Origin of the sequence: Segetibacter sp., from assembly GCF_025963695.1 — a bacterium.
Lineage (GTDB): Bacteria > Bacteroidota > Bacteroidia > Chitinophagales > Chitinophagaceae > Segetibacter.
Genome location: NZ_JAOQAH010000018.1, coordinates 1 through 24,401, shown reverse-complemented (window position 1 = coordinate 24,401; position 24,401 = coordinate 1). Strand labels below are relative to the sequence as shown.

Sequence of the window (24,401 nt, the reverse complement as noted above, 5' to 3'; positions counted from 1 at the left end):
TAAAGAGCATTTACACACCCCTTTTCGCTACTTACAAAAATCTAATGTATACTTAATAAAAGGTCGCCACAAATGGGGCGACCTTTTATTTTAAAACCAAAGTGGAGTGCAGTGCTGCAGATGAACGAAATGCGTCGCAACAAAAGTTTCATCTGTGGTTATTAGCCTTGTATAAAAATTTAACCTATTTTTTGTTGGCGTAGCTTCTTAATAGCTTCCGCGTTTCTTTTCCGGAGTCCCTCAAATCCTTTTCCTCCCACTTGCCTTCTGAACCGGCAGATGGCAGCAGTACCGAACATGTTTCGTTTTTATCCGACACCGACCACGTGACCCAGCTAACCTTATTCTTTTCTGACCAATCAATCCATTTGCCCCACTCGTCCATATTTAAAGGACCGTTGCCGCTGGCTTCCATGCCGGCCGATTCCGAAATGAAAATAGGGATGCCTTTCTTCAAAGCATAATCGCACCTGTCGCGCAATTGCTGCTTATGTGTAGCAGCATAAAAATGAACCGTGTACATTAGGTTAGTAAAACCTGTAAGCGGATCGTCAGCAACGGTATGAATGTCCTGGTCCCAATGAGGGTTGCCGACAAGTATAATATTATCGGGATCAATTGCCCTGATAGTAGAAATAACTTCCCGTGAATAGTCCTTTACCTCCTTCCAGGACTCCTGGTCGGGCTCGTTAAAGATTTCGTAAATCACGTTTGGATACTTTCCGTATGCTTTAGCCATTTCGGCAAAAAACTTTTTTGCCTCATTCAAGTGTATATTATGACTATGCCAGTCAATAATTACATAAATGCCTTCCTTTATAGCAGCATCTACAACTGCTTTTACCTTGGCTGTAGACTCTTGAGGCTTTTCTATATAACCATTTTTTGGCTCAACACCCATTGCAGCCCTTACTACTGTACATTCCCAATCCGTATGCAGCCACTTTACCGCTTCCGGGTTATAAAAGCGCGGCCAGAAGTTGTGCCAGCCAAAACTCATTCCTCTAAGTACAACAGCATTTCCTTTTTTGTCCACCAGCTTAGTACCATCAACCCGTAGCGGTCCATGGGCTTTAACAGGCTGAGCTGTAGGTTGTAAGTGAAATATCAGCAGGTAAAAGAATGTTATAAGTATTTTCATAAGTAGTAATTAAAGTGGAGCGAATATAAGTCACCATTACAAATAGTTTAGTTATGAGTTAAATAGAAGCTTTGAAACTTTTTTCGGCAAAAATGGACAACATGTAAGAAGATGTGCTCGCACATTCCTTCAAATTCGCTTTCCAAACGTTTTAACGTTTGGGTTACCTTTTTTTATTATTTGTATTAACAGTTAACCTTTAATAAACATATAAAAATGGTACAGAAAACATATTTTAAGACAAAAGACTATTGTAAAGTGAAATTTGCGCTTAACCTTGAAGATGCGGAAACCGTAGAAATTCTAGGATTAAATAGTGATTGGGAAAATTCAGTTGTAATGAGCAAGAAAAAAGATGGCACTTTTAGCGCCGATGTTTCATTACCTAAAAACAGTCAGCATGAATTTAAATATCGTGTGAACGAGACTGAGTGGATCAACGAGCCTGAGGCTGACAGTCAACACCACAACGAATTTGGAGGTGTTAACAGCGTAATAGTTCTCTAAAAATATATAGATTAAACCTTATCTAAATCTACTTTTATTTCTCTTGAAGTATTAGGAAGATTTTTAGAATGCAAGTGCCCCAGGCTGTAAAATAACTGTTTGTTCCATAGACCTTTATTTTACAGCTTTTTTTTTCTATGGCTTTGCTGAAATCTTTATAATTATTTGCCGGGCGTTCAGGCGTATATAGTATGCCTGCTAATGCGAAGGAAATTTTTATTAAGGGGTTAGTTACGTTATCCGTTTCTAACCGCAACGATTAGCACTATCTTAGAAATTTCTTCTGCCGCAAATTGTTACCGGGGAAACAACAAACTAAACGATTGAAAAATCTAGGCCCGAACATTTGCTACTTGTAGATAATGCTGAACATAGAAAAATTGGTACAAGAGCGCGACGCAACAATGCTAAACAGTATTACTTGGTTTGGCTCATAAATTCGTTGGTTATAACTAAGTAGATTGTTGCAAAGACTAATTCTGCTGGCTTCCCTGGTATGTCTTATCACTCTTCTCTTTTATAATGGCCTGAAGCGGCTTTTGATACACCTTGCTTTCTAACCATGAGATGATGTCTAAATACGAAAAGGCACGTGTTTCAAATCGATTGTTCTCGATGCTTTTTAATTTCATCAATAACTTCTCAAATTCAGGCCTTAGCTTTCGGTAACTAAGGTGAAATGAATTGCGCAAGAACTTGAAGATCTCCTCTTCTACGATACTCAAATTCTCCATTTTTGCCATGAAACGATAAACCGATTTTATCAGGTATTCGAGAATATCAAAATTGCCGATTTCATAGTGCGCAATGAGGTGCAGCAGGCGGGCATAACATTGCAGATCTGTCCGCAAGTCTACCTTCCAGTTAATAATTTTATTTAAATAAGTAATGGTGTTGTCGTAATCGCCACTTCCAAAGTAAAGCGAACTGATTTTGTAGTAAAAGACAAGTATGCGGTGCCGGTCGAGATATAACCAATACTCCTTAATTTTCTGTTCAATGTGAGGCACCAGTTCTAAACCTTCAGTAAAGGTGCCTTCCATAAAATGCTTGTTCAGCTTTGCAATATGGATGTACACAAAAGCCTGAACCCTGTTGTTATCATTTCCGGTTACAAGATCTGTTTCCGAAAATCGCTCAAACTTCTCCAGGTACTCATTAAATTTTTTACCATTCTTCAAATCGAAATTTGCACTGATCAGGTTGTGCATTCCTTTTATATAATGGGCCGTTTCTATGCCGATCATGAACCGTTCCTTTTCGAAAAGGTCTACCCATTTTTGCGTGTACCGGTAATACATGAGAAAGTCCTGCAAGATGAAACCGAACCAGCTATAGCTTTGAAAAAAGTAAAGCTTCTCATAAAAGCCAGTAGCCTGCTCGCCCTCAAACGGAAGCGACTCCTCAAAGTATTGCTTTATGGCTTGCGCATCCTGTTCGTTCCTTGCATGACCATGTTTTATGTACCAGCTATATAGTTTTAATGCAAGGTTCGACAATTGTGTTATTCTCCCAAGCCTACGGGTAGACTGCTCCGCTTCGGAGGCCAGTACCTCTGCCCTGTCCTCGAGACTTCGGGTAATATGAAGTACCTCAATATTTTTTTCAAGAAAAAGAGCCTGCATCATGAATGTTACCTGGCTATATTCTTTTGCAGTCTCTTTCAGCTTTTCAAGCATTTTCAAACTCTGCAAATAAAGACCCTTATTGTACAGCAAGTTTGCATAATCTAGTTGCTCATGCAGTTGAATTTGTATATTATCTGTTGTTTTTAATACTCTTAGGCTGGCTAATAATTGCTTGTACAAATGTGCCTTTATATTAGACAATTGTTGCTTTTTTACAGAGGGGTTTTTCTTAAGCAGCAACTCTTCATCATATTCACTCATTTTATCTAAAGCATCAAATACCTGTATGATCTTTAGATCTTCTGTAGCAGTGTTTCGCGTTACATATAATTTAAAGTTGCGCTTTTCAGACTTCTCCAATGTGTGGATTAATTGAAACAACGCATCGGTCGACCTGTTGGGCATCGTAGTATTTTTATTATAAAAGCCAATACCAGCAAGGGTTGTAGCAGAAGTATTGCTTATTTCATTAGTGTATAAAAGATTCAACTATAATTTGACCCTGCATGTAATCGTCGCTAATTTAGCTATTATAGTAGTTTAGCTGTAACATAACTAGTTATAGAGTTGTTGCAAATATAAACTGCCCGCTTTCATCTTTATAAAATTTCCTTTATGGCAGGCGATCAGGTCTATATTTTTGATACAACTTTGCGCGACGGCGAACAGGTACCCGGTTGTAAGCTGAACGCGCATGAAAAAGTAGATCTGGCAAAAAGGCTTGAAGAATTAGGTGTGGATATTATTGAAGCGGGCTTCCCAATCTCGAGCCCCGGTGATTTTGAATCTGTGAACTTAATATCCAAGACCATAAAAAATTCCGTGGTTTGCGGATTATCCAGGGCAGTTCAAAAAGATATTGAAGTTGCTGGCGAAGCACTAAAATATGCCAAACGTCCAAGGATACATACTGGTATTGGCACCTCCGAATATCACATAAAAGGCAAATTCAACTCAAACAGGGAAGACATTTTACAAAGAGCTATTCAGTGTGTAAAATGGGCAAGAAATTTTACTGATGATGTTGAATTTTATGCCGAAGATGCAGGCCGCACAGAAAATGAATATCTTGCAAGAGTAATTGAGGCCGTTATTAAAGCCGGTGCAACCACTGTAAATATTCCTGATACAACGGGGTATTGCCTTCCATCTCAGTACGGGGCAAAAATCGCATACCTAAAAAATAATGTCTCCAATATAGACAAAGCAATTATTTCGTGCCATTGTCACAACGACCTTGGCCTGGCAACTGCAAATGCAATTTCAGGTGTTATTAGCGGCGCACGACAAGTAGAGTGCACCATCAACGGACTTGGAGAAAGAGCAGGAAACACTTCTCTCGAAGAGGTGGTGATGATTATAAAACAGCACAAAGACCTTGGCTTTTTTACCAATATTAAAACTACCCAACTAAATCCTTTAAGCCGTTTGGTTGCTGATACAATGCGCGTGCCGGTTCAACCCAACAAGGCGATTGTAGGGGCAAACGCTTTTTCACATTCCTCGGGCATTCACCAGGACGGATTTTTAAAAGACTCCTCTACCTATGAAACCATCAATCCTGATGATGTTGGTGCCGATGGAAGTAAAATTGTTTTAACTGCCCGCAGTGGAAGAAGCGCTTTAGCTCACCGTTTTCAAAAAATTGGTTTTGACTTTACCCGTAACGATATAGATGTATTGTATCAAAGCTTTTTACAGCTTGCCGACAAAAAGAAGGAAATTGAAGAAGCAGACTTACGTAAACTCGCTGAACAATATCAACCGGCAATGTCAACAGCATTGTAGAGTATTTTATATTTTTTTAGTTACAAACAGATTGCTGCTATTAAACATCGTTGCGTCGCAATACGTTCATATGTAACAACCCTATTTAGCTTTTACCAAAGCGAACAAAAACAAGTGAAACGGAAAAGAGTGGCAACTAATTTATCTTAACAAAACACGGAAGCTCTTCGCTTAAGGGGAGCTGGAGAGGTATATGCAAAAGAAGATAGCGGTAATATTAGGAGATGGTATAGGACCCGAAGTAACGCAACAATCAATCAAAGTTCTGGATGCAGTTTCACGTCAGTTTAACCACCAGTTCTTTTATGAATACGGCTTAATGGGTGCAATGGCAATTGACAAAACAGGAAATTCCTTACCAGATGAAACGTTAGAAGTGTGCCATAGAAGTGACGCTATTTTATCTGGAGCCACAGCGCATCCCAGGTATGATAATCCTTCTGCCCATGTAAGCCCAGAACATGGCTTACTTAAACTAAGAAAGGAATTAGGCCTTTTTGCCAATATCAGGCCCATCACTTCTTACGCTCCTTTGCATCATTTATCCCCTTTAAAAAGTAACAGGATTGAAGGGGTCGACTTTATTATTTTCCGGGAACTAACCGGTGGAATATACTTCGGCAAGAAGCATCTTAACGAAGACCAAACACAGGCCTCTGACGATTGCGTTTACCAAAAGGATGAAATAGCAAGAATTGCACACCTTGCTTTTTCCTATGCCAAAAGAAGAAAAAAAGTGCTTACATTGGTTGACAAAGCCAATGTGCTGGAAACATCAAGACTATGGAGAAAAGTTGTGCAGGAAATTGCTGCTCAATATCCTGATGTTACAGTTAATTACCTGTTTGTAAATAATGCCGCCATGCAAATAATTATCAACCCAAAACAATTTGATGTTATACTGACAGAAAATATGTTTGGCGATATTATTAGCGATGAAGCAGGCGTTATCACTGGTTCGATTGGTTTATTACCTTCAGCGTCTGTTGGAAATAAACGGGCTTTGTTTGAACCAGTTCATGGAAGTTATCCTCAAGCTGCGGGAAAGAATATTGCTAATCCAAATGGCTCTATTTTATCCGCAGCTATGATGTTGGATCACTTTGGATTATCAGAAGAAGCCGAACTTGTGAGGGAAGCCGTAATGTGGAATTTAGCAAATGGATTTGTAACGAAAGACATCGACCCTATAAACAATTATTCAACCGCAACAATTGGTGACCTTATTTCTGACTACGTTGAAAACAGGATCCCATCAAGGATGAATAAAGAGAATATGGTAATAAGTAAATCGACGATAATATAAAAGAGATACCTGTTGCCGGTTAAGCGGTAACAGGCAACTAAAACCAATTGGCTCCATGGAATTAAACAAATACAGCAAAACAATAACTCAGGACGTAACACAACCAGCCGCACAGGCCATGTTGTATGCAATTGGTTTTAAAGAAGAAGATTTTAATAAAGCGCAGGTTGGAATTGTAAGTATGGGATGGGATGGTAATCCATGCAATATGCACCTCAACGATCTTGCTACGGTGGTGCGCGAGAATATCAATAAAACTGACGATCTACTCGGTCTGCGTTTTTATACTATTGGCGTAAGTGATGGTATTAGCATGGGCACAGATGGAATGCGCTATAGCCTTGTAAGTCGTGACCTGATAGCTGACAGCATTGAAACAAATGCAGGGGCACAATATTACGACGCAATTATTGCCATACCTGGCTGCGATAAAAACATGCCGGGGTCTATCATGGCAATGGGCAGGTTAAATCGTCCTTCAATAATGCTTTACGGCGGCACCATCGCCCCCGGACATTATAAAGGAGAAGATTTAAATATCGTAAGTGCTTTTGAAGCGCTGGGGCAAAAGATTGCCGGCAATTTGAGCGAAGCTGATTTTAGAGGCATCGTGAAAAATTCATGTCCGGGTGCCGGGGCTTGCGGTGGAATGTATACCGCCAACACTATGGCTAGTGCCATCGAAGCCATGGGCATGAGTTTGCCAAATTCATCGTCAAACCCTGCCCTCAGCCCCGAAAAACAAATAGAATGTGAAGCAGTTGGTGCGGCCATAAAAATATTACTCGAAAAAGATATTAAGCCTCGTGATATCATGACTCGTGAAGCATTTGAAAATGCCATTACGGTCATTATGGTTTTAGGCGGAAGTACCAATGCTGTATTGCACCTGATTGCAATGGCAAAAAGTGTAGACGTGCCTTTAACCCAAGACGACTTCCAAAAGATCAGTGATAAGATTCCTGTTTTAGCCGACTTTAAACCAAGCGGTAAATATTTAATGGAGGACCTGCATCAATACGGTGGTGTGCCTGCTGTTATGAAATATTTACTTAGTAAAGGTCTGTTGCATGGCCATTGCCTAACGGTAACAGGAAAAACAGTTGCAGAAAATTTAGCTAATGCACCCGACCTTGATTTTGAGCAGCAGAAAATAATTATGCCCCTTGAAACACCACTAAAGGTTACAGGGCATCTGCAAATTCTATACGGGAACCTTGCAGAAGGTGGAAGCGTAGCAAAAATAAGTGGTAAAGAAGGCGAGCGTTTCGAAGGGCCCGCAAGAGTATTCGACGGAGAAAAGCATTTGATAGAAGGTCTTTCAAGCGGCAAAGTTAAACATGGTGATGTTGTAGTAATAAGAAACATTGGCCCCAAAGGTGCACCCGGAATGCCTGAAATGCTGAAGCCAACAGGTGCAATCATAGGCGCGGGTCTTGGCAAAAGTGTTGCCTTAATTACCGATGGAAGATTCAGCGGTGGCACTCATGGTTTCGTCGTTGGTCACATTACACCTGAAGCTTATGAAGGCGGTTTAATCGCCGTTGTAGAAGATGATGATATCATTGAGCTTGATGCAATTAAAAATACCATCAATTTAAAAGTTGATGACACAATCATTGCAGAAAGAAAAGCCAAATGGCAACAACCCGCATTAAAAGCGACAAAAGGGATTTTATTTAAATATGCAAAAAGTGTAAAAAACGCGGCAGAAGGATGTGTGACAGATGAGGCTTAGTTAAAATTTATACGGCAAAACATATTTGCTATAAGAGGTCAAAAAGTTATACCTGAATTTGATTTTGCCAGGCTGTATAAAGTGGAAACAAGTACTTTACATCAAGCGATAAAGCGAAACCCTGCTAGTTTCCCGACGATTTCGGATTTACACTTAGAATAGAGGTGTGGACTAAAGATTTCATCATCACAAATTATGATGATGAAAAAACTGCAAAAGAACAGGACAGGAAAGTATATGCCTTTACTAAGCACGGAGTAACAATGTTAGCAAGTGCGTTGAAAAGTGCAACAGCAAGAAAGATGAATATTGCAATCGTTAGAGCATTTATTGCCTTAAGGAAATTTGCAACACAATAGAGCGACCGACTGAACTAATTAATCGATTTGCGGGAACGGATCGGGAACCACGACACCAAGTTGAACCTGATCTACGATGCGATATAAAACTTGTTATACCAAAAGATTGAAAGTAATCCGTGGGAGAAGGTTTATCAAGGGGTAAGCAATTGGCCATGAGTTTTTAAATTGAAACGAGAAACGTACCTATAATTTTCCTATCCAATTAGGATATGGCACAAAAACGTAGAACATGAATTCGATACTTGACGTAGAAGAACAAATTCTGATAAAACCTGGTACCGCTCCAAAAGCACCAGCCAAAGAGCCGGGAAAACTAAGTGGCTCACAAGCTGTCCTTGAAGCATTTATCGCAGAAGGGGTTGATACCATTTTTGGTTATCCCGGCGGAGCGATTATGCCAATTTATGACGCTTTATATGATTACAGCAAAAAGCTACAACATATTCTTGTTCGTCATGAGCAGGGAGGTATTCACGCGGCGCAAGGTTTTGCCCGTGCTTCAGGGCGTGTTGGGGTAGTTTTCGCAACCAGCGGTCCCGGTGCAACTAACCTCGTCACAGGTTTAGCTGATGCCATGATCGATAGCACTCCACTGGTTTGTATTACCGGGCAGGTATATGCGCACCTTTTGGGCACAGATGCTTTCCAGGAAGTGGACGTAATCAACATAACGACACCTATTACGAAATGGAACTACCAGGTAACCGATGCTGCAGAAATACCATCTGTTATGGCAAAAGCCTTTCATATTGCGAAAACGGGCCGACCAGGACCTGTGCTGATAGATATTACAAAAAATGCACAGCTAGACAAATTCGTTTACGAAGGTTACAAACGTTGCGATCATATTCGTAGCTACCGCCCTAAACCAGTTGTAAGAAAAGAATATATAGAAGAGGCAGCCAAGCTGATTAACGAAGCGAAAAAGCCGTTTATACTCTGGGGACAGGGAGTGATATTAGGCAAAGCAGAAAAAGAGTTTAAAGCCTTTATTGAGAAAAGTGGTATTCCTGCTGCATGGACCATTCTTGGTGCAAGTGCAATTCCAACAGACCATCCGTTAAATGTCGGTATGCTGGGAATGCACGGTAACTACGGACCAAACGTGCTAACCAATGACTGCGATGTTTTAATTGCAATCGGTATGCGTTTCGATGACCGCGTTACTGGCCGTCTTGATAAATACGCCAAACAGGCAAAAGTGATTCACCTCGATATAGATCCTTCAGAAATTGACAAGAACGTAAAAGCCACTGTCGGAATTTGGGGAGATTGCAAAGAAACTTTACCAATCCTTACTCAACTCATCCAAGCAAAGCAACATCCCGAATGGTTAAAAAGGTTTAACGAACACAAGCAAATTGAAGAGGAAACGGTAATACGCAAAGAACTAAATCCCGAAGGTGAAAAGCTAACCATGGGTGAGGTTATTAACGTCATTAACCAGCTGACCGGTGGCAATGCAATAATGGTAACCGATGTAGGTCAGCACCAAATGGTCACATGCCGTTATGCAAAATTCAATCAGTCAAAAAGCAATATCACATCCGGCGGTGCAGGTACAATGGGCTTTGGTTTGCCAGCTGCAATTGGTGCAAAGTTTGGTGCACCAGAACGCACAGTCATAGCCATCATTGGTGATGGTGGTATTCAAATGACAATACAGGAACTGGGAACGATAATGCAAACGGAGGTAAACGTAAAAATTGTTATTCTGAATAATGAATTTCTGGGAATGGTACGACAGTGGCAGCAATTGTTTCACGACAAACGCTATTCATTTGTCGACATCGCTAGCCCCGATTACATAATGGTTGCAAAAGGCTATGGCGTAGAAGGTCAGAAAATTTCGGCCAGACCAGATTTGCAAAATGCTATCAAAACAATGCTTGAGCACAACGGTTCATACCTTTTGGAAGTGATGGTGGGCAAAGAAGACAACGTATTTCCAATGGTTCCGCAGGGGTGCAGTGTGAGCGAGATCAGATTGTCGTAGTTCGGAACCACCATTGATAGGATTTGAAATGATAGCGGCGAGATGAGAAGAATTATTGTGGAGCCTGCAACCGTTTCTTAATTAAGCTTTCGTTGCGTCGCACACCTGAACGATAACAAAAAAAGCAGCAGTTTAATTTGCATCGTAAAAAGCCCCTTTAGGGGTTGGGGTATGATAACAGAAATAGCTCTTCTAAAAATACGGGATCAACAATCGGAGGCCTTTGAAACGGCCTTCTCTGAGGCGCAGAAAATTATAGCGAACATGAAAGGCTATAAATACCACGAGCTTCAAAAATGTATTGAAGAAGAGGATAAATACCTGCTGTTGGTTCAATGGCAAACCTTGGAGCATCATACAGAAGGTTTCAGAAAAAGTAACGAATACCAGGAATGGAAAAAGTTATTACATCATTTTTACGATCCTTTTCCTACAGTAGAGCATTATAAAAAAGTTTTTTAGCGGAAGAAAAAAAGAGTTTATGCAAAACCAGGAATTTACTTTTACCATATATTCAGAGAACCAGGTAGGCTTACTGGTCCGTATCGCTATTATTTTTTCGAGAAGAAAGATAAATATTGAAAGTTTCAATGTTTCTCCATCAGAAATTGAAAGCATTTCACGCTTTACCATAGTTATACATGAAACCGAGGAAGTAGTGAAAAAGGTGGCCCGCCAAATTGAAAAACAGGTGGAAGTATTAAAAGTTTACTATAATACTAACGACGAAATTGTTTGGCAGGAACTGGCTATGTATAAAGTAAGCACCGACCAAATAGCTGAAAAAGTACAGGTAGAACGCCTCCTTCGGCAATACGGCGCAAGGGCAGTTGTGATTAGAAAAGATTACACAGTTTTTGAAGCAAGTGGGCACAGGGAAGAGACTGACAAATTAATAGATTTTTTAAGCCCTTACGGCCTTATTGAGTTTGTGAGAAGCGCAAGGGTTGCTATCATAAAAGCAAGCAGTGGTTTCCACGAAAAATTGAAAGAATTCGAAGAAGCACAACCCGGTGAAGAAGCGGTAGAAAACGAATACTTAAATAAGCAGGAAGAGGTGTTTAGTATGTGATCTTGAATGTACAAATTATTGCTCCTCTAATACGATCGCGGTACATTCATCACTTGAGAATTTTCTAGCCCCTGGCAAAAAAAATTCTCAAGTGATCAACCACCAATTTCAATATCAAATAGAAGAACTACAAAAAAATTTAACCTAATTGTCGATAAAATAACAAATAGTACAAGCGTGCGACGCAAGAAAAGTTGAGAAACGAAGTATTGCGGACCACCAAAAATAACATAACAAAAAACTCAAAAACAATGGCAAGATTAAATTTTGGCGGTGTTGAAGAAAACGTAGTAACACGCGACGAATTTCCTTTGGCTAAAGCACAGGAAGTCTTAAAAGATGAAGTGGTAGCAGTAATTGGCTATGGTGTTCAAGGTCCCGGACAAGCTTTAAACCAAAAGGAAAACGGTGTTAACGTAATTGTTGGTCAGCGTAAAAATTCAAAATCGTGGGATAAAGCTGTTTCTGATGGTTTTGTACCAGGACTAACTTTGTTTGATATTGAAGAAGCGTTAGAGCGTGGTACAATTATCTGCTACTTACTTAGCGATGCAGCCCAAATTCAATTATGGCCTACAGTTAAAAAACATTTAACTGCCGGAAAAGCCCTTTATTTTTCTCATGGCTTTGGCATTACTTATAATGAGCAAACAGGAATTATTCCTCCCAAAGATGTTGACGTTTTCCTGGTAGCACCAAAAGGTTCAGGAACATCTCTTCGCCGAATGTTTTTACAAGGTCGTGGACTGAATAGCAGCTATGCAATTTTTCAGGATGCAACAGGTCGTGCATACGAAAGAGTGGTTGCTTTAGGAATTGCAATTGGTAGCGGATACCTTTTTGAAACAGATTTTAGAAAAGAGGTTTTTTCTGACCTTACCGGCGAGCGCGGTACTTTAATGGGCGCGATCCAGGGAATTTTTGCAGCGCAATACCAGGTATTGAGATCAAAAGGCCACTCTCCTTCTGAGTCGTTTAACGAAACAGTTGAAGAGCTTACCCAATCATTGATGCCATTAGTTGCAGAAAATGGAATGGATTGGATGTACGCTAACTGCTCAACAACTGCTCAGCGAGGCGCATTGGATTGGTGGAAAAAGTTTCGTGATGCAACTTTACCGGTATTTACCGATTTATATGAAAGCGTTGCTGCAGGAAAAGAAGCTGCAAAATCAATTGAAAGTAACAGCAAATCAGATTACCGTGAAAAGTTAGAAGTTGAGTTGGCAGAACTTCGCGATAGCGAAATGTGGCGTGCAGGTAAAACCGTAAGAAGTTTACGACCAGAAAACCAGGAACCTGCAGCTGAAGAAAATCAGGAAGAATTTGTAGAAGCGGTTATTTAAGAACCGGGATTAGAGATTATAGGAATCACGATTTATTAGAGTAAAGCAATTGATAGAAATATTAATCGCACTCTAATAAATCGTGATTTTTTTTTTACACTGCCACGTTAACAGCCACTAGTTATCATACTAGCCGTTTGCCAAATATCTTTTCTGCATGCACGGCAACTCTCCTATCGTTACATTTCCACAAGAAATACCTCCGCAAGCATTTTAATCTCTAAAAATTGTAGTGGCAGGAATATTGAATTACAGTGAACAGCCGTAAGAAATTACGAAAGTGTAGAAAGTTAGAAAAGGCTATGTTTACAACTAAAAGATTGCCTGTTCTACCTTTATACATATAATTTAAACCCTTATTGTTTGGCTCCAGCAGCAAAAATGTTGTTGGAGTATGGGAAAAAATCTCACCAAACATCCTAAAATTTTATTTAATGGATATAAAAGCTTATCCTGGTCACCCGTATCCGTTGGGAGCAACGTGGGATGGAAAAGGAGTAAACTTTGCCCTTTATGCTGACAATGCAACGGCAGTAGAACTATGCCTTTTCAACAAGAACACAGATAAAAAGGAATCAGCGAAAATTCAACTTACAGAAAGAACTCACCAGATTTGGCACATATACCTTCCAAATGCGAAATCGGGTCAGTTATATGGTTATAGAGTTCATGGCCCCTACGATCCCCGAAATGGACACAGGTATAATGCCAACAAACTTTTAATTGATCCTTATGCAAAGGCAATTGCTGGCACCATCGCCTGGCACGACTCACTTTTTGGCTACGAGTTAGGACATCCTGATGCTGACCTTAGTTTCAGCACAACCGACAGTGCACCATATGTACCAAAATCAGTTGTAGTAGATCCGAATTATGACTGGGAAGGCGACAAACCTCCAAAAGTCTCGTATCACAAAACAGTTATTTACGAAACTCATGTAAAGGGCTTCACAAAGCTTCATCCCGATATTCCTGAAGAAATAAAAGGAACTTATGCTGCGCTTGGTCATCCCGTTTGCATTAAATATCTGAAGGATCTGGGTATAACAGCAATCGAACTAATGCCGGTTCATCATTTCGTACTCGACCGGCATTTGGCAGAAAGAGGTTTAGGCAATTATTGGGGCTATAACTCCATCGGCTTTTTTGCCCCCGACGTTCGTTACTCAGGAAACGGACCCGAAGGCGGCCAGGTGGCTGAGTTTAAGACCATGGTAAAAGAACTGCACAAAGCAGGAATTGAAGTTATTCTCGATGTGGTTTACAACCATACCGGGGAAGGAAACCATATGGGCCCAACCATTTCGTTTCGCGGTATTGACAATTCCTCTTATTATAGGCTTACCGAAGACAAGCGTTTCTGTATGGACTATACAGGAACAGGAAACACACTGAATGTAATGATGCCCAACGTTCTTCGGCTGATTATGGATAGTCTACGGTATTGGATTCTTGAGATGCACGTTGACGGTTTTAGATTCGACCTGGCTTCGACCCTTGCTCGCGAACTGCATGCAGTAGACAGGCTTGGCTCTTTCTTCGACATCATCCACCAGGATCCTATTATATCGCAGGTAAAACTTATAGCAGAACCGTGGGACATTGGTGAAGGCGGCTATATGGTAGGCAAGTTTCCTCCGGGCTGGGCCGAGTGGAATGGCAAATACCGGGACTGCCTGAGAGATTACTGGCGGGGAGCCGATAGTATGCTTGGCGAATTTGCACAACGTTTTACCGGAAGCCCTGACTTATACCAGAATGATTACCGAAAACCAACAGCCAGCATCAACTTCATCACTGCTCATGACGGGTTCACATTACATGATCTTGTATCGTATAATGAGAAACACAACATGGCCAATGGAGAAGACAACAACGATGGCGAAAGCCACAACCGTTCGTGGAACTGCGGTGCAGAAGGCCCCACAGAAGACCCTGATATTATTCAATTACGGCTGCAGCAAAAAAGAAACTTTCTGGCGTCGCTGTTCTTGTCGCAGGGCGTTCCGATGATTGTTGCCGGAGACGAGTTAGGCAGAACCCAGCAAGGAAACAACAATGCTTACTGCCAGGACAATGAAATTTCGTGGATCGATTGGGAAAATGCCGACAAAGAGTTATTAGAGTTTTCGCGACAGATTATTCATTTCCGCAGAAATCACCCGGTTTTTCGTCGTCGTCGATGGTTTCAGGGTGAACCGGTACACAAGCAGGGAGATGTGGAAGACATTGAATGGTTCTTGCCGGAAGGTACTAAAATGACACAGGAGAATTGGTTACATGATTACGCAAAATCACTGGGAGTTTATTTAAACGGGCATGGTATAAGAACCGTTGGACCTAAAGGCGAGCAAATAATTGACGACAGCTTTTATGTCATTTTTAATGCCTATCACGATAGACTAGATTATGCACTTCCTCCAAAAAAATACGGAAAACAGTGGACCAAGATAATAGATACAAGTAAAAGTACGATGACGACTGAGGAAGGCTATTTCGCAGCAGGTGAAGTAATTGTAGTCGAAGGACGGTCAGTGGTAGTTTTAAAACAACTTGATTAATTATAGTTCAGCGGTTTTTGATCGTAATTTTTATACGGGAGCCAATACTGTATTGCTACTATTAAGCATTCTTGCGTCGCACTCTTCAACATTATTTTCTTTTTTCAGCCGGAAGCATGATGTGGAAAGACGATGATTTGAAAAGATACAGTAAAAGTGAGTGACACAACCGGGGCTGATAGTGAACGGCAGCCCTTACACAAAAACAAAAATGGTTAATAGAGAAGTATAAAACCCATGATTCAAACAGACATTAATAGAAGATCATTAGGAGTAAATTTTAATGACAGAGGTGAAGCAGACGTAGCCATTTGGGCGCCTCTGCTCGGGGATGTTCAAATCATTTTACAAAACAATAAGACTGTTAAACTTACAAAGGACGATTTCGGATATTGGAAAACGGTCACAAAAGAGATTAAAGTAGGAGACTTATACAAAGTTTCGCTGGGAGAAGACAAGGTTTTTCCCGACCCTGCATCTGTAAGTCAGCCCGAAGGCGTGCATGGTTTTTCAGAAGCAGTGGACATTCAGCAATTCAAATGGAACAACAACAACTGGAATAATTTGCCGCTGGAAGATTATGTGTTGTACGAATTGCATACGGGAACGTTTACCAACAAGGGAACGTTTGCTGCTTTGGAAGAAAAGTTGCCCTATTTAAAAGAACTGGGCATAAATGCCATAGAGATTATGCCGGTCTCGCAGTTTCCTGGCGGAAGAAATTGGGGTTATGACGGAGTTTTTCCTTATGCTGTTCAAAATACTTATGGCGGCGCAAACGGGTTGAAACACCTGGTGCAAGCTTGCCACGATATTGGCATTGCAGTTATCCTTGACGTGGTTTACAACCACCTGGGGCCTGAGGGAAACTACCTCGGTGCTTTCGGCCCTTACTTTACAGATAAGTACAATACTCCCTGGGGTAATGCTATAAACTTTGACGATGAGTGGTGCGACGGAGTTAGAAAATACTTTGTAGAAAATGTGCTGATGTGGTTCCGCGATTTTCACATTGATGCGCTGCGGATGGATGCAGTTCATGCCATCAAAGACTTTAGTGCAACCCATATTCTGCGGGAGATAAAACAACACGTCAATAAGCTGATGGCGGCAACAGGACGTACACATTATTTAATAGTAGAACTTGACCTCAACGATAATCGTTTCATCAACCCTTTGGAGCAGCAGGGTTTCGGAATGGATGGACAGTGGGTGGATGAGTTCCATCACGCTTTAAGAGTTACAGCAGGTGAATCAAGAAGTGGCTATTATAGTGACTTTAATGGGTTGGCGCATCTTGCCAAGTCTTACAGAGATGCCTATGTTTTCGATGGGCAATACTCTCCTCACAGAAAGAAAACCTTTGGAATAAAAGCAGAGAATAATGCGGGAAAACAATTTGTAGTCTTTTCTCAAAATCACGACCAGGTTGGAAACCGAATGCTGGGTGAACGAACCAGTTCACTGGTAAGCTTTGAAATGCAAAAATTAATGGCGGCTGCAGTAATAGTAAGCCCGTACCTGCCAATGTTGTTTATGGGTGAAGAGTACAGCGAGCCACATCCATTTCTATATTTTGTAAGTCATACCGATCCTGACTTGGCAGATGCTGTTAGAAAAGGAAGGAAAGCTGAATTTGCTGCGTTTCATTCGCAAGGCGAAGCGCCCGATCCGGTAGACGAAAAAACGTTTGAAGAATCGAAGCTTCAATGGGATTTATTGAAACAGCCTAAACATAAGACAATGCTTGAGTTCTACAAGACGCTGATTAGCTTGAGAAAGCAAGAACCCGCTTTAAAGCATTTAAGCAGAAACCAACTGAATGTGGAAGAAAACGAGCAGAATCAAACGCTTTTGTTGCACCGCTGGCACGAAGGTGAACACATTTTGTGCCTCATGAATTTTTCGAAAGTACAGCAACAGGCAACACTGCCTACATTTAAAAACGAATGGAAAAAGCTATTGAACTCTGCCGACGCAATTTGGAACGGTCCAGCAACTAGTGAAAATCTTAGTGGCGCGGCAGTTACCATTCAGCCAGAATCCATTTTAATTTATAAGAACAGTCATGCATAATCCAATATCTACATATCGTCTCCAATTTCATAAAGACTTTACATTTTCAGATTTTGAAAAGATTATTCCTTATTTGACCAAACTGGGTGTGGGAACTATTTATGCTTCACCTGTTTTTGAAGCAACGCCTGGAAGTGTACATGGGTACGATGGCGTTAATCCCCATAAAATAAATCCTGAAATAGGTACTGAAGCGCAACTATTTACTATTAGCCAAAGGCTGAAGGAATTAGGGATAAAATGGCTACAGGACATTGTCCCCAATCACATGGCCTTTGATCCCAACAATCCATGGTTAAAAGATGTATTGGAGAAAGGCCAAAAATCGGTGTATGCTTCATTCTTTGACGTGCCATGGACGGGTAAGATTTATCATGGTAAAATAATGATCCCGTTTTTAGGCAGTCCATTACAGGAGGTGATAAAAAATGGGGAGCTCAAAGTATCTTTCGAAGAACCACGATTTGTTTTAAAATATTATGATAGTACTTACCCGCTAAGGCTGCGTTCTTATATCACCATCCTGCAGGCAGGGGCTGGTGAACCAAACCAGGCAGTACAACAGTTACTAGACCAGGTCAAAGACATTCAACGGTCAGAAGAACCCGAAGCGTATAAAGAGACTTTGCACGAGTTTCAACTACAGTTAAGTGCTTTGGTTAAAAACGAAACGACTAAAGGCTACCTGGAAAGCTGCCTGCAAAAAGTAAACGAGGATCAAGAAGTGATCAGGAAGATCGCAGACGAGCAGGTATATCAATTGGTGAATTGGCAAAAGACCGATCACAAAATCAACTTCAGGCGCTTTTTTACAGTTAATGGCTTGATATGCCTCAACATGCAGGACAATGACGTCTTTTTGTATTATCACAAATACATTAAGGAATTGCTGGATAAAGGTGTGTTCCAGGGATTAAGAATTGATCATATAGATGGCCTTTTTGATCCAACCCGATATTTACAGCAGTTAAGAGAGCTGGTGGGCGAAGAAACGTATATAGTGGTTGAAAAAATTCTGGAACCGGGTGAGGGCCTACCTGGCTATTGGCCAATTGAAGGAAACACTGGATATGATTTTCTTGGAATAGTAAATAATGCATTTACAAACAAAGCGAGTGAAAACGATTTTACAGAATATTATAAGAACCTGGTAAAGGATGACAGGTCAATTCACCAGCAACTGCACGACAAGAAATCTTATATTCTGCATGAGAATATGGGCGGCGAATTATCAAACCTGCACCATCTTTTCGAAGACATGAATTTGGTGGAGGATAATGAGTTAAGCAAGGCTACGCCTGAAATACTGAAAGAAGCAATTGGTGAATTTCTTATTCAATGTCCGGTATATAGATATTACGGTAACAGACTTCCGTTAGATGAAACTGAAGCCGGAGACGTTCAAGACATCTTAAATAGGATAAAGCAAAGCAAACCGGAACTCGCTACCGCCATTCCTCTGCTCGAAACTGCATTGCTACACCGGCCGAAAGAAGGTGACAAAGCGTACAATGCACGAGCCCTCAGGTTTTATCAAAGATGTATGCAATTTACCGGTCCACTTATGGCCAAAGGGGTTGAAGACACTTTAATGTACACCTACAATCGTTTTATTGGTCATAACGAAGTCGGCGATTCTCCTGAAGCTTTTGGTAACAGCCCTGAAGAGTTCCATCAAAAGATGCTTGACCGGCAGGAAAAGTGGCCGCTAAGTATGAATGGAACATCTACGCACGATACAAAACGTGGCGAAGATGTTCGGGCAAGATTAAATGTACTAACCGATCTACCCGACGAATGGCTGTCTGCTGTAAAAGAATGGAAGGAATTAAATAAAGAATTAAAAGAACAAGGCAAGCCCGATGCGAACGATGAATACTTGATTTATCAAACGCTTGTTGGAGCTTACCCTATGCCTACCCAAGGGGACGACGACTTTAAAAACCGGGTTCAGGAATATTTACAGAAAGCTCTGCGCGAAGCAAAGACGCATTCTAACTGGACAACGCCCAACGAAGAATACGAAGCAGCGACAAAAGATTTTGCTGTAAAACTATTGGATACAAACACCCCTTTTTGGAAGAATTTCGAAAAATTCCATAAAAAGCTTTCAGACTTTGGAGTTGTTAACTCACTTGCACAAGTACTTGTTAAGTTTACTGCACCCGGTATTCCGGATGTTTACCAGGGAACAGAATTTTGGGATTTTAGCCTTGTAGATCCCGACAATCGAAGGCCGGTAGATTATGAACTCCGGCAGCAATTAATGAATGAATTGGAGGCACAGGCAAACGAAGAACATGAAAACCTGATGTCGCATTTATGGGAAAATAGGTACAGCGCGAAAATTAAGTTATGGCTGACGCATGCTTTATTGAACGAGCGCAAAGAAAATGACAAGTTTTTTGCCCATGCCGAATATATTCCTTTAACGGTCGATGGAGAATATGCTTCAAACGTACTTGCTTATGCCCGCCATCTTCAAAACAATTGGTACGTAATTGCTGTTCCACTCCATCTTGCCTGCCTGTGCAAGCAGCAACAGCAGGAAATACTAGCTGTTGATTGGAAGGATACCCGAATTGTTTTACCAACAGAAGCTCCCACCAGTTATCAACATCTTTTTTTAAAAAAAGCTGGAACCCATCAAAAAGAAATAGCCCTTAAAGAAATTTTTAAATGCCTGCCGCTGGCAGTACTTAAATCAAAATAATTATGACCGAAAATAAAAGAGGGGCGGGTATCCTGCTTCATATATCTTCTCTTGCATCTCCATTTGGAATTGGTGATCTGGGTCCTGAAGCATGCGCCTTTGCTGACTTCTTAAACCGTAGCAACCAAAAATACTGGCAACTGCTTCCGCTAAATCCAATTGAGCAGGGACAGGGGTATTCCCCTTATAGTTCTATCAGTAGCAGGGCTGGTAACACTCTTTTGATAAGCCCCGAATTACTCGTTAAGGATGATCTATTGGATGGTGAAGATATTAAGCAATACCATTTACCACAGGCAGGAAAAACCGACTTTGCTGAAGTAGAACGGGTTAAAGCAGAAATTTTTGAGAAGGCATGGCAAAACTTCAAACAGGGGAAAGGAAAGATTTTGGAAGCCGACTTTACAAGGTTTTGTGAAAAAGAAGCCTACTGGATGGATGACTTTGCCCTATATATGCTGCTAAAAAAGCAAAATGAAAGTCAGCCATGGTTCAGGTGGAGCGACGACTATAAGCTTAGAGATAAGGCGGCTATAAAAAAAATCGTAACAGAAAATAAGGATGACGTAGATAAAACAAAGTTTCTTCAATTCCTTTTCTTTAAGCAATGGCACGAGTTAAGAAAGTACTGCAACAGCTTAAACATAAAACTTTTCGGCGATCTTCCTTTTTATGTCAGTTACGATTCGGTTGATGTTTGGTCTCACCGAGATATTTTTAGCCTTGACGCGAATGGAAATATGATTGGCGTAGCTGGGGTGCCACCAGATGCATTTAGTGAAGATGGTCAGCTTTGGGGTATGCCGGTTTTTTTGTGGGATGTTTTAAAACAACACAATTATGACTGGTGGATAGAACGCTTTAAAAAGAACCTTGAACTGTTTGACATATTGCGACTTGACCACTTTAGAGCCTTTGCAGATTATTGGGAAGTTGGCGCAGATGAAGAAACTGCAAAAAAAGGAACATGGAAGCCTGGGCCACGGGGTGACCTGTTTAAGGCTGTAAATAAAGCGCTTGGCAAAGTTCCTTTTATAGCTGAGGATCTCGGAGAGATCAATGATGCAGTATATGAATTGAGAGATGAATTTGCATTCCCGGGAATGAAAGTTTTGCAGTTCGCTTTTGGTAAAGGCATGCCTCAGAACCCTTACATTCCACATAACTATGCTGAAAACTTTGTGGCTTACACAGGCACCCACGACAACAACACAATTCGAGGTTGGTACCGGCAGGAAGGAAACAAAAACCAGCAGCAAATTGAACAGTATGTCGGAAGGTCATTAACTGAAGACGACATACCGGTAACTTTTGGCCGCCTTGCGTATGCTTCTGTTGCAAACATTGCCATTTTACCTATTCAGGATGTATTAGGTCTCGATGAAATAGCCCGAATGAATACCCCTGCCTCTGGTGACAATAACTGGCAGTGGCGTTTGATGCCAAACCAGGTAACCGGGGATGCGGAAAACTTACTTAAGGAATGGACGATAATGTATAACAGAGTCTAAATAATGCAATACTTAAACTGGCATAAAAAACTCCTGCAAAGCGGCAGGAGTTTTTTTTATGCCTCGCCGAAACTATCTGGTTTTTCGGCACCCTTTTAGTAAAAACTGAAGATGTTTAATTGACAACAGATGAAGTGATTGCGACGCAACCACGCCGCTATGAAATGCAGATGATGGTATTATTAGAATCACCAAAACGACACAAAAAAGCCCCGCTTTACCAGCGGGGCTTAAATATAATCCACCATTAAAAGAGTTATTCTTCTTCTACTTTCAATTTACCTTTCTGCTTAGACATTACAGTCTCAGCAACGTTATTTGGAGCTGGATTGTAATTGCTGAACTCCATCGTTGAAGTTGCACGGCCAGAAGACAGGGAACGAAGTTGGGTTACATAACCAAACATTTCGCTCAGTGGAACTTTAGCCTTGATAACCTGCAAACCTGCACGGCTATCCATACCTTCCAACATACCACGACGACGGTTAAGGTCACCTGTTACATCACCCATGTATTGGTCTGGTGTAGTTACCTCAACTTTCATGATTGGTTCAAGTAATACCGGCTTGGCTTTTTTACCAGCAGCACGGAATGCCTGGCGAGCACAAAGCTCAAACGACATGGCATCAGAGTCAACTGCGTGGAATGAACCATCGAATACGCGCACTTTCATGCTTTCAACAGGGTAAGCTGCAAGCACACCAGTGTTCATTGATTGCTCGAAACCTTTTTGGATTGCAGGAACAAATTCACGAGGGATAGATCCACCAAAAATGTCATTTACAAATTGGTAGCTTCCTTTTCCTTCTTTTAAAAATTCTTCATCTGCGGGTCCGATCTCGAACACGATATCAGCGAATTTACCACGACCACCTGTTTGCTTTTTTAGGGTCTCTCTATGCTCCACTTTTTGAGTGAAAGCTTCTTTATAAGCAACCTGGGGAGCACCCTGGTTAATTTCGACTTTAAATTCGCGACGCATACGGTCTACGATGATCTCAAGGTGTAATTCACCCATTCCACTAAGAATTGTCTGGCCGGTTTCCTCGTCAGTCTTCACTCTAAGTGTAGGATCTTCTTCAACCAGTTTGGCAATCGCCATACCCATTTTGTCAACGTCCGCCTGTGTTTTAGGCTCAATTGCAACAGAGATAACCGGCTCAGGGAAAGTCATACTTTCAAGAGCTACAGGAAACTTCTCATCGCAAAGCGTATCACCAGTCTTAATATCTTTGAAACCAACAGCAGCTCCGATATCACCAGCTTCGATGAAATCTACCGGGTTTTGCTTGTTAGCGTGCATCTGCATAATACGGCTGATACGCTCGTTCTTTCCTGTACGTACGTTCAACACATAAGAACCGGAGTCCAAACGACCAGAATAAGCCCGGAAGAATGCAAGACGACCTACGAATGGGTCAGTCATGATTTTGAAAGCCAATGCAGCAAACGGACCTTTTGGATCAGCGTGACGAAGCACTTCTTCACCAGTATCGGGATTTGTACCTTTCACAGCCGCAATATCCAAAGGACCAGGTAAATATCTTACTACCGCATCTAAAGCTGTTTGTACACCTTTGTTTTTAAAAGATGAGCCGCACATCATGGGGATGATAGAAAGATCAATGGTCGCTTTACGAATAGCTTCATGAATTTCTTCCTCAGTTATTGTATTAGGATCTTCGAAGAATTTCTCCAATAATTTATCATCGTAATCAGCAACTGCCTCAATCAACTCCTGGCGGTATTGATCAACCTCTTCCTGCATATCCGCAGGAATAGGCACTTCTTTAAAGGTCATACCGCGAGATTCTTCATCCCAGATAATTCCTTTCATGGTAATCAAATCAACCACACCTTTAAAATGATCTTCAGCACCAATTGGCAATTGAAGCGGAACTGCTTTAGCGCCCAACATTTCACGTACCTGCTTAACTACGTTTAAGAAGTCTGCACCACTACGATCCATTTTGTTTACGAAACCAATTCTTGGTACTTTATACCTGTTAGCCTGGCGCCATACAGTTTCTGACTGAGGTTCAACCCCAGAAACTGCACAGAACAACGCTAATAAACCATCCAGTACACGCAACGAACGCTCTACCTCAACAGTAAAGTCAACGTGACCCGGAGTATCAATAATGTTGAATTTGTATAATTTTGTCAAGTCATTTTTCACACCCTGCGTGGTAGGAAAATTCCAAAAACAAGTTGTCGCAGCCGAAGTAATGGTAATACCCCTCTCCTGCTCCTGTGCCATCCAATCCATTGTAGCAGCGCCATCATGCACTTCACCAATTTTATGGTTCACACCAGTATAGTACAGAATTCGCTCTGTAGTCGTTGTCTTACCGGCATCAATATGCGCGGCAATACCGAAGTTCCGTTGATATCTTAAGTCGCCCATGACTTTTTATTTGTAATTGTTATTGACTTGTTATTGACGTAACCAACATTGAACTGTTAATTGAACATTGTTGTGTCACTCCCTTGTACTGAAAATCTTTTCTCACCTTTTTAAAAATACAATTGCAGTACTTGTAACCGGCAATCCTATTTACATGTATGCTGAAATAAGGGAAATTAGATTCGAGGCGCAAAGGTAAGGATTAGAAGTTTAAAAAGAGGAAGCGTGCGTTAATAAATGTCGAAAGTT

At 41.1% G+C, this 24,401-nt stretch carries 17 protein-coding genes; 14 read left to right on the top strand and 3 right to left on the bottom strand.

The window, feature by feature from the left end:
• Nucleotides 1-184 precede the first annotated feature (184 nt).
• On the bottom strand, nucleotides 185-1,141 hold the full coding sequence (locus JWR87_RS02060) for a glycoside hydrolase family 5 protein (protein WP_297814916.1): 957 nt from the start codon (nucleotides 1,139-1,141) through the stop codon (nucleotides 185-187).
• Nucleotides 1,142-1,357: 216 nt separating this feature from the next.
• On the opposite strand from JWR87_RS02060, the gene JWR87_RS02055 reads away from it, so the two are divergent.
• Nucleotides 1,358-1,648 carry an isoamylase early set domain-containing protein gene (locus JWR87_RS02055; protein ID WP_297814914.1) on the top strand — a complete coding sequence of 97 codons (291 nt, stop codon included), beginning with the start codon at nucleotides 1,358-1,360 and terminating at the stop codon, nucleotides 1,646-1,648.
• 473 nt (nucleotides 1,649-2,121) lie between these two features.
• Here the strand turns inward: JWR87_RS02055 and JWR87_RS02050 are convergent, their stop codons facing one another.
• Complete coding sequence (locus JWR87_RS02050; RefSeq protein WP_297814912.1) at nucleotides 2,122-3,765, bottom strand: hypothetical protein; 1,644 nt, start codon at nucleotides 3,763-3,765, stop codon at nucleotides 2,122-2,124.
• Between the two features lie 126 nt (nucleotides 3,766-3,891).
• Here JWR87_RS02050 and JWR87_RS02045 point away from each other — a divergent pair, with 126 nt between their 5' ends.
• The 13 genes from JWR87_RS02045 (at nucleotide 3,892) to malQ (ending at nucleotide 21,745) form a co-directional block, all read left to right on the top strand.
• Nucleotides 3,892-5,064: a 2-isopropylmalate synthase gene (locus tag JWR87_RS02045; protein ID WP_297814910.1), complete on the top strand. Its 1,173-nt coding sequence runs from the start codon at nucleotides 3,892-3,894 to the stop codon at nucleotides 5,062-5,064.
• A gap of 193 nt (nucleotides 5,065-5,257) precedes the next feature.
• Nucleotides 5,258-6,370 carry a 3-isopropylmalate dehydrogenase gene (leuB, locus tag JWR87_RS02040; RefSeq protein ID WP_297814908.1) on the top strand — a complete coding sequence of 371 codons (1,113 nt, stop codon included), beginning with the start codon at nucleotides 5,258-5,260 and terminating at the stop codon, nucleotides 6,368-6,370.
• Nucleotides 6,371-6,425: 55 nt separating this feature from the next.
• Complete coding sequence (gene ilvD, locus JWR87_RS02035; protein WP_297814906.1) at nucleotides 6,426-8,108, top strand: dihydroxy-acid dehydratase; 1,683 nt, start codon at nucleotides 6,426-6,428, stop codon at nucleotides 8,106-8,108.
• 9 nt (nucleotides 8,109-8,117) lie between these two features.
• Complete coding sequence (locus JWR87_RS20215; protein ID WP_366090004.1) at nucleotides 8,118-8,270, top strand: ORF6N domain-containing protein; 153 nt, start codon at nucleotides 8,118-8,120, stop codon at nucleotides 8,268-8,270.
• A 2-nt stretch (nucleotides 8,271-8,272) separates the two neighbouring features.
• Nucleotides 8,273-8,467 (top strand): hypothetical protein, encoded by a 195-nt coding sequence (locus tag JWR87_RS02030; RefSeq protein ID WP_297814904.1) that lies wholly within the window; start codon nucleotides 8,273-8,275, stop codon nucleotides 8,465-8,467.
• Between the two features lie 232 nt (nucleotides 8,468-8,699).
• Entirely contained in the window at nucleotides 8,700-10,466 is a 1,767-nt protein-coding gene (gene ilvB / locus JWR87_RS02025; RefSeq protein ID WP_297814902.1) for a biosynthetic-type acetolactate synthase large subunit, read from the top strand.
• A 171-nt stretch (nucleotides 10,467-10,637) separates the two neighbouring features.
• The gene (locus tag JWR87_RS02020; RefSeq protein ID WP_297814900.1) at nucleotides 10,638-10,928 is read left to right on the top strand and encodes an antibiotic biosynthesis monooxygenase; all 291 of its coding nucleotides are present in this window, start codon (nucleotides 10,638-10,640) and stop codon (nucleotides 10,926-10,928) included.
• A gap of 19 nt (nucleotides 10,929-10,947) precedes the next feature.
• Entirely contained in the window at nucleotides 10,948-11,538 is a 591-nt protein-coding gene (ilvN, locus tag JWR87_RS02015; RefSeq protein WP_297814898.1) for an acetolactate synthase small subunit, read from the top strand.
• Between the two features lie 251 nt (nucleotides 11,539-11,789).
• Entirely contained in the window at nucleotides 11,790-12,884 is a 1,095-nt protein-coding gene (gene ilvC / locus JWR87_RS02010; protein ID WP_297814896.1) for a ketol-acid reductoisomerase, read from the top strand.
• A gap of 434 nt (nucleotides 12,885-13,318) precedes the next feature.
• Entirely contained in the window at nucleotides 13,319-15,445 is a 2,127-nt protein-coding gene (gene glgX, locus JWR87_RS02005) for a glycogen debranching protein GlgX (protein ID WP_297814894.1), read from the top strand.
• A 237-nt stretch (nucleotides 15,446-15,682) separates the two neighbouring features.
• Nucleotides 15,683-17,521 carry a malto-oligosyltrehalose trehalohydrolase gene (gene treZ, locus JWR87_RS02000; RefSeq protein WP_297814893.1) on the top strand — a complete coding sequence of 613 codons (1,839 nt, stop codon included), beginning with the start codon at nucleotides 15,683-15,685 and terminating at the stop codon, nucleotides 17,519-17,521.
• Nucleotides 17,514-20,234: a malto-oligosyltrehalose synthase gene (gene treY, locus JWR87_RS01995; RefSeq protein ID WP_297814892.1), complete on the top strand. Its 2,721-nt coding sequence runs from the start codon at nucleotides 17,514-17,516 to the stop codon at nucleotides 20,232-20,234. The genes treZ and treY overlap by 8 nt, the downstream gene beginning before the upstream one ends.
• Before the next feature lie 2 nt (nucleotides 20,235-20,236).
• Nucleotides 20,237-21,745 carry a 4-alpha-glucanotransferase gene (gene malQ / locus JWR87_RS01990; protein ID WP_297814890.1) on the top strand — a complete coding sequence of 503 codons (1,509 nt, stop codon included), beginning with the start codon at nucleotides 20,237-20,239 and terminating at the stop codon, nucleotides 21,743-21,745.
• A 256-nt stretch (nucleotides 21,746-22,001) separates the two neighbouring features.
• Here the strand turns inward: malQ and fusA are convergent, their stop codons facing one another.
• Entirely contained in the window at nucleotides 22,002-24,152 is a 2,151-nt protein-coding gene (gene fusA, locus JWR87_RS01985; RefSeq protein WP_297814888.1) for an elongation factor G, read from the bottom strand.
• Between the last annotated feature and the right edge of the window lie 249 nt (nucleotides 24,153-24,401).

Excerpts from the sequence above, each read along its gene's own strand:
- malQ (WP_297814890.1), top strand. The coding sequence starts at position 20,237 with ATGACCGAAAATAAAAGAGGGGCGGGTATCCTGCTTCATATATCTTCT.
- JWR87_RS02020 (WP_297814900.1), top strand. The coding sequence starts at position 10,638 with ATGATAACAGAAATAGCTCTTCTAAAAATACGGGATCAACAATCGGAG.
- leuB (WP_297814908.1), top strand. The coding sequence starts at position 5,258 with ATGCAAAAGAAGATAGCGGTAATATTAGGAGATGGTATAGGACCCGAA.
- treZ (WP_297814893.1), top strand. The coding sequence starts at position 15,683 with ATGATTCAAACAGACATTAATAGAAGATCATTAGGAGTAAATTTTAAT.
- JWR87_RS02060 (WP_297814916.1), bottom strand. The coding sequence starts at position 1,141 with ATGAAAATACTTATAACATTCTTTTACCTGCTGATATTTCACTTACAA.
- ilvB (WP_297814902.1), top strand. The coding sequence starts at position 8,700 with ATGAATTCGATACTTGACGTAGAAGAACAAATTCTGATAAAACCTGGT.
- ilvC (WP_297814896.1), top strand. The coding sequence starts at position 11,790 with ATGGCAAGATTAAATTTTGGCGGTGTTGAAGAAAACGTAGTAACACGC.
- JWR87_RS02045 (WP_297814910.1), top strand. The coding sequence starts at position 3,892 with ATGGCAGGCGATCAGGTCTATATTTTTGATACAACTTTGCGCGACGGC.
- JWR87_RS02055 (WP_297814914.1), top strand. The coding sequence starts at position 1,358 with ATGGTACAGAAAACATATTTTAAGACAAAAGACTATTGTAAAGTGAAA.
- ilvN (WP_297814898.1), top strand. The coding sequence starts at position 10,948 with ATGCAAAACCAGGAATTTACTTTTACCATATATTCAGAGAACCAGGTA.
- glgX (WP_297814894.1), top strand. The coding sequence starts at position 13,319 with ATGGATATAAAAGCTTATCCTGGTCACCCGTATCCGTTGGGAGCAACG.
- treY (WP_297814892.1), top strand. The coding sequence starts at position 17,514 with ATGCATAATCCAATATCTACATATCGTCTCCAATTTCATAAAGACTTT.
- ilvD (WP_297814906.1), top strand. The coding sequence starts at position 6,426 with ATGGAATTAAACAAATACAGCAAAACAATAACTCAGGACGTAACACAA.
- fusA (WP_297814888.1), bottom strand. The coding sequence starts at position 24,152 with ATGGGCGACTTAAGATATCAACGGAACTTCGGTATTGCCGCGCATATT.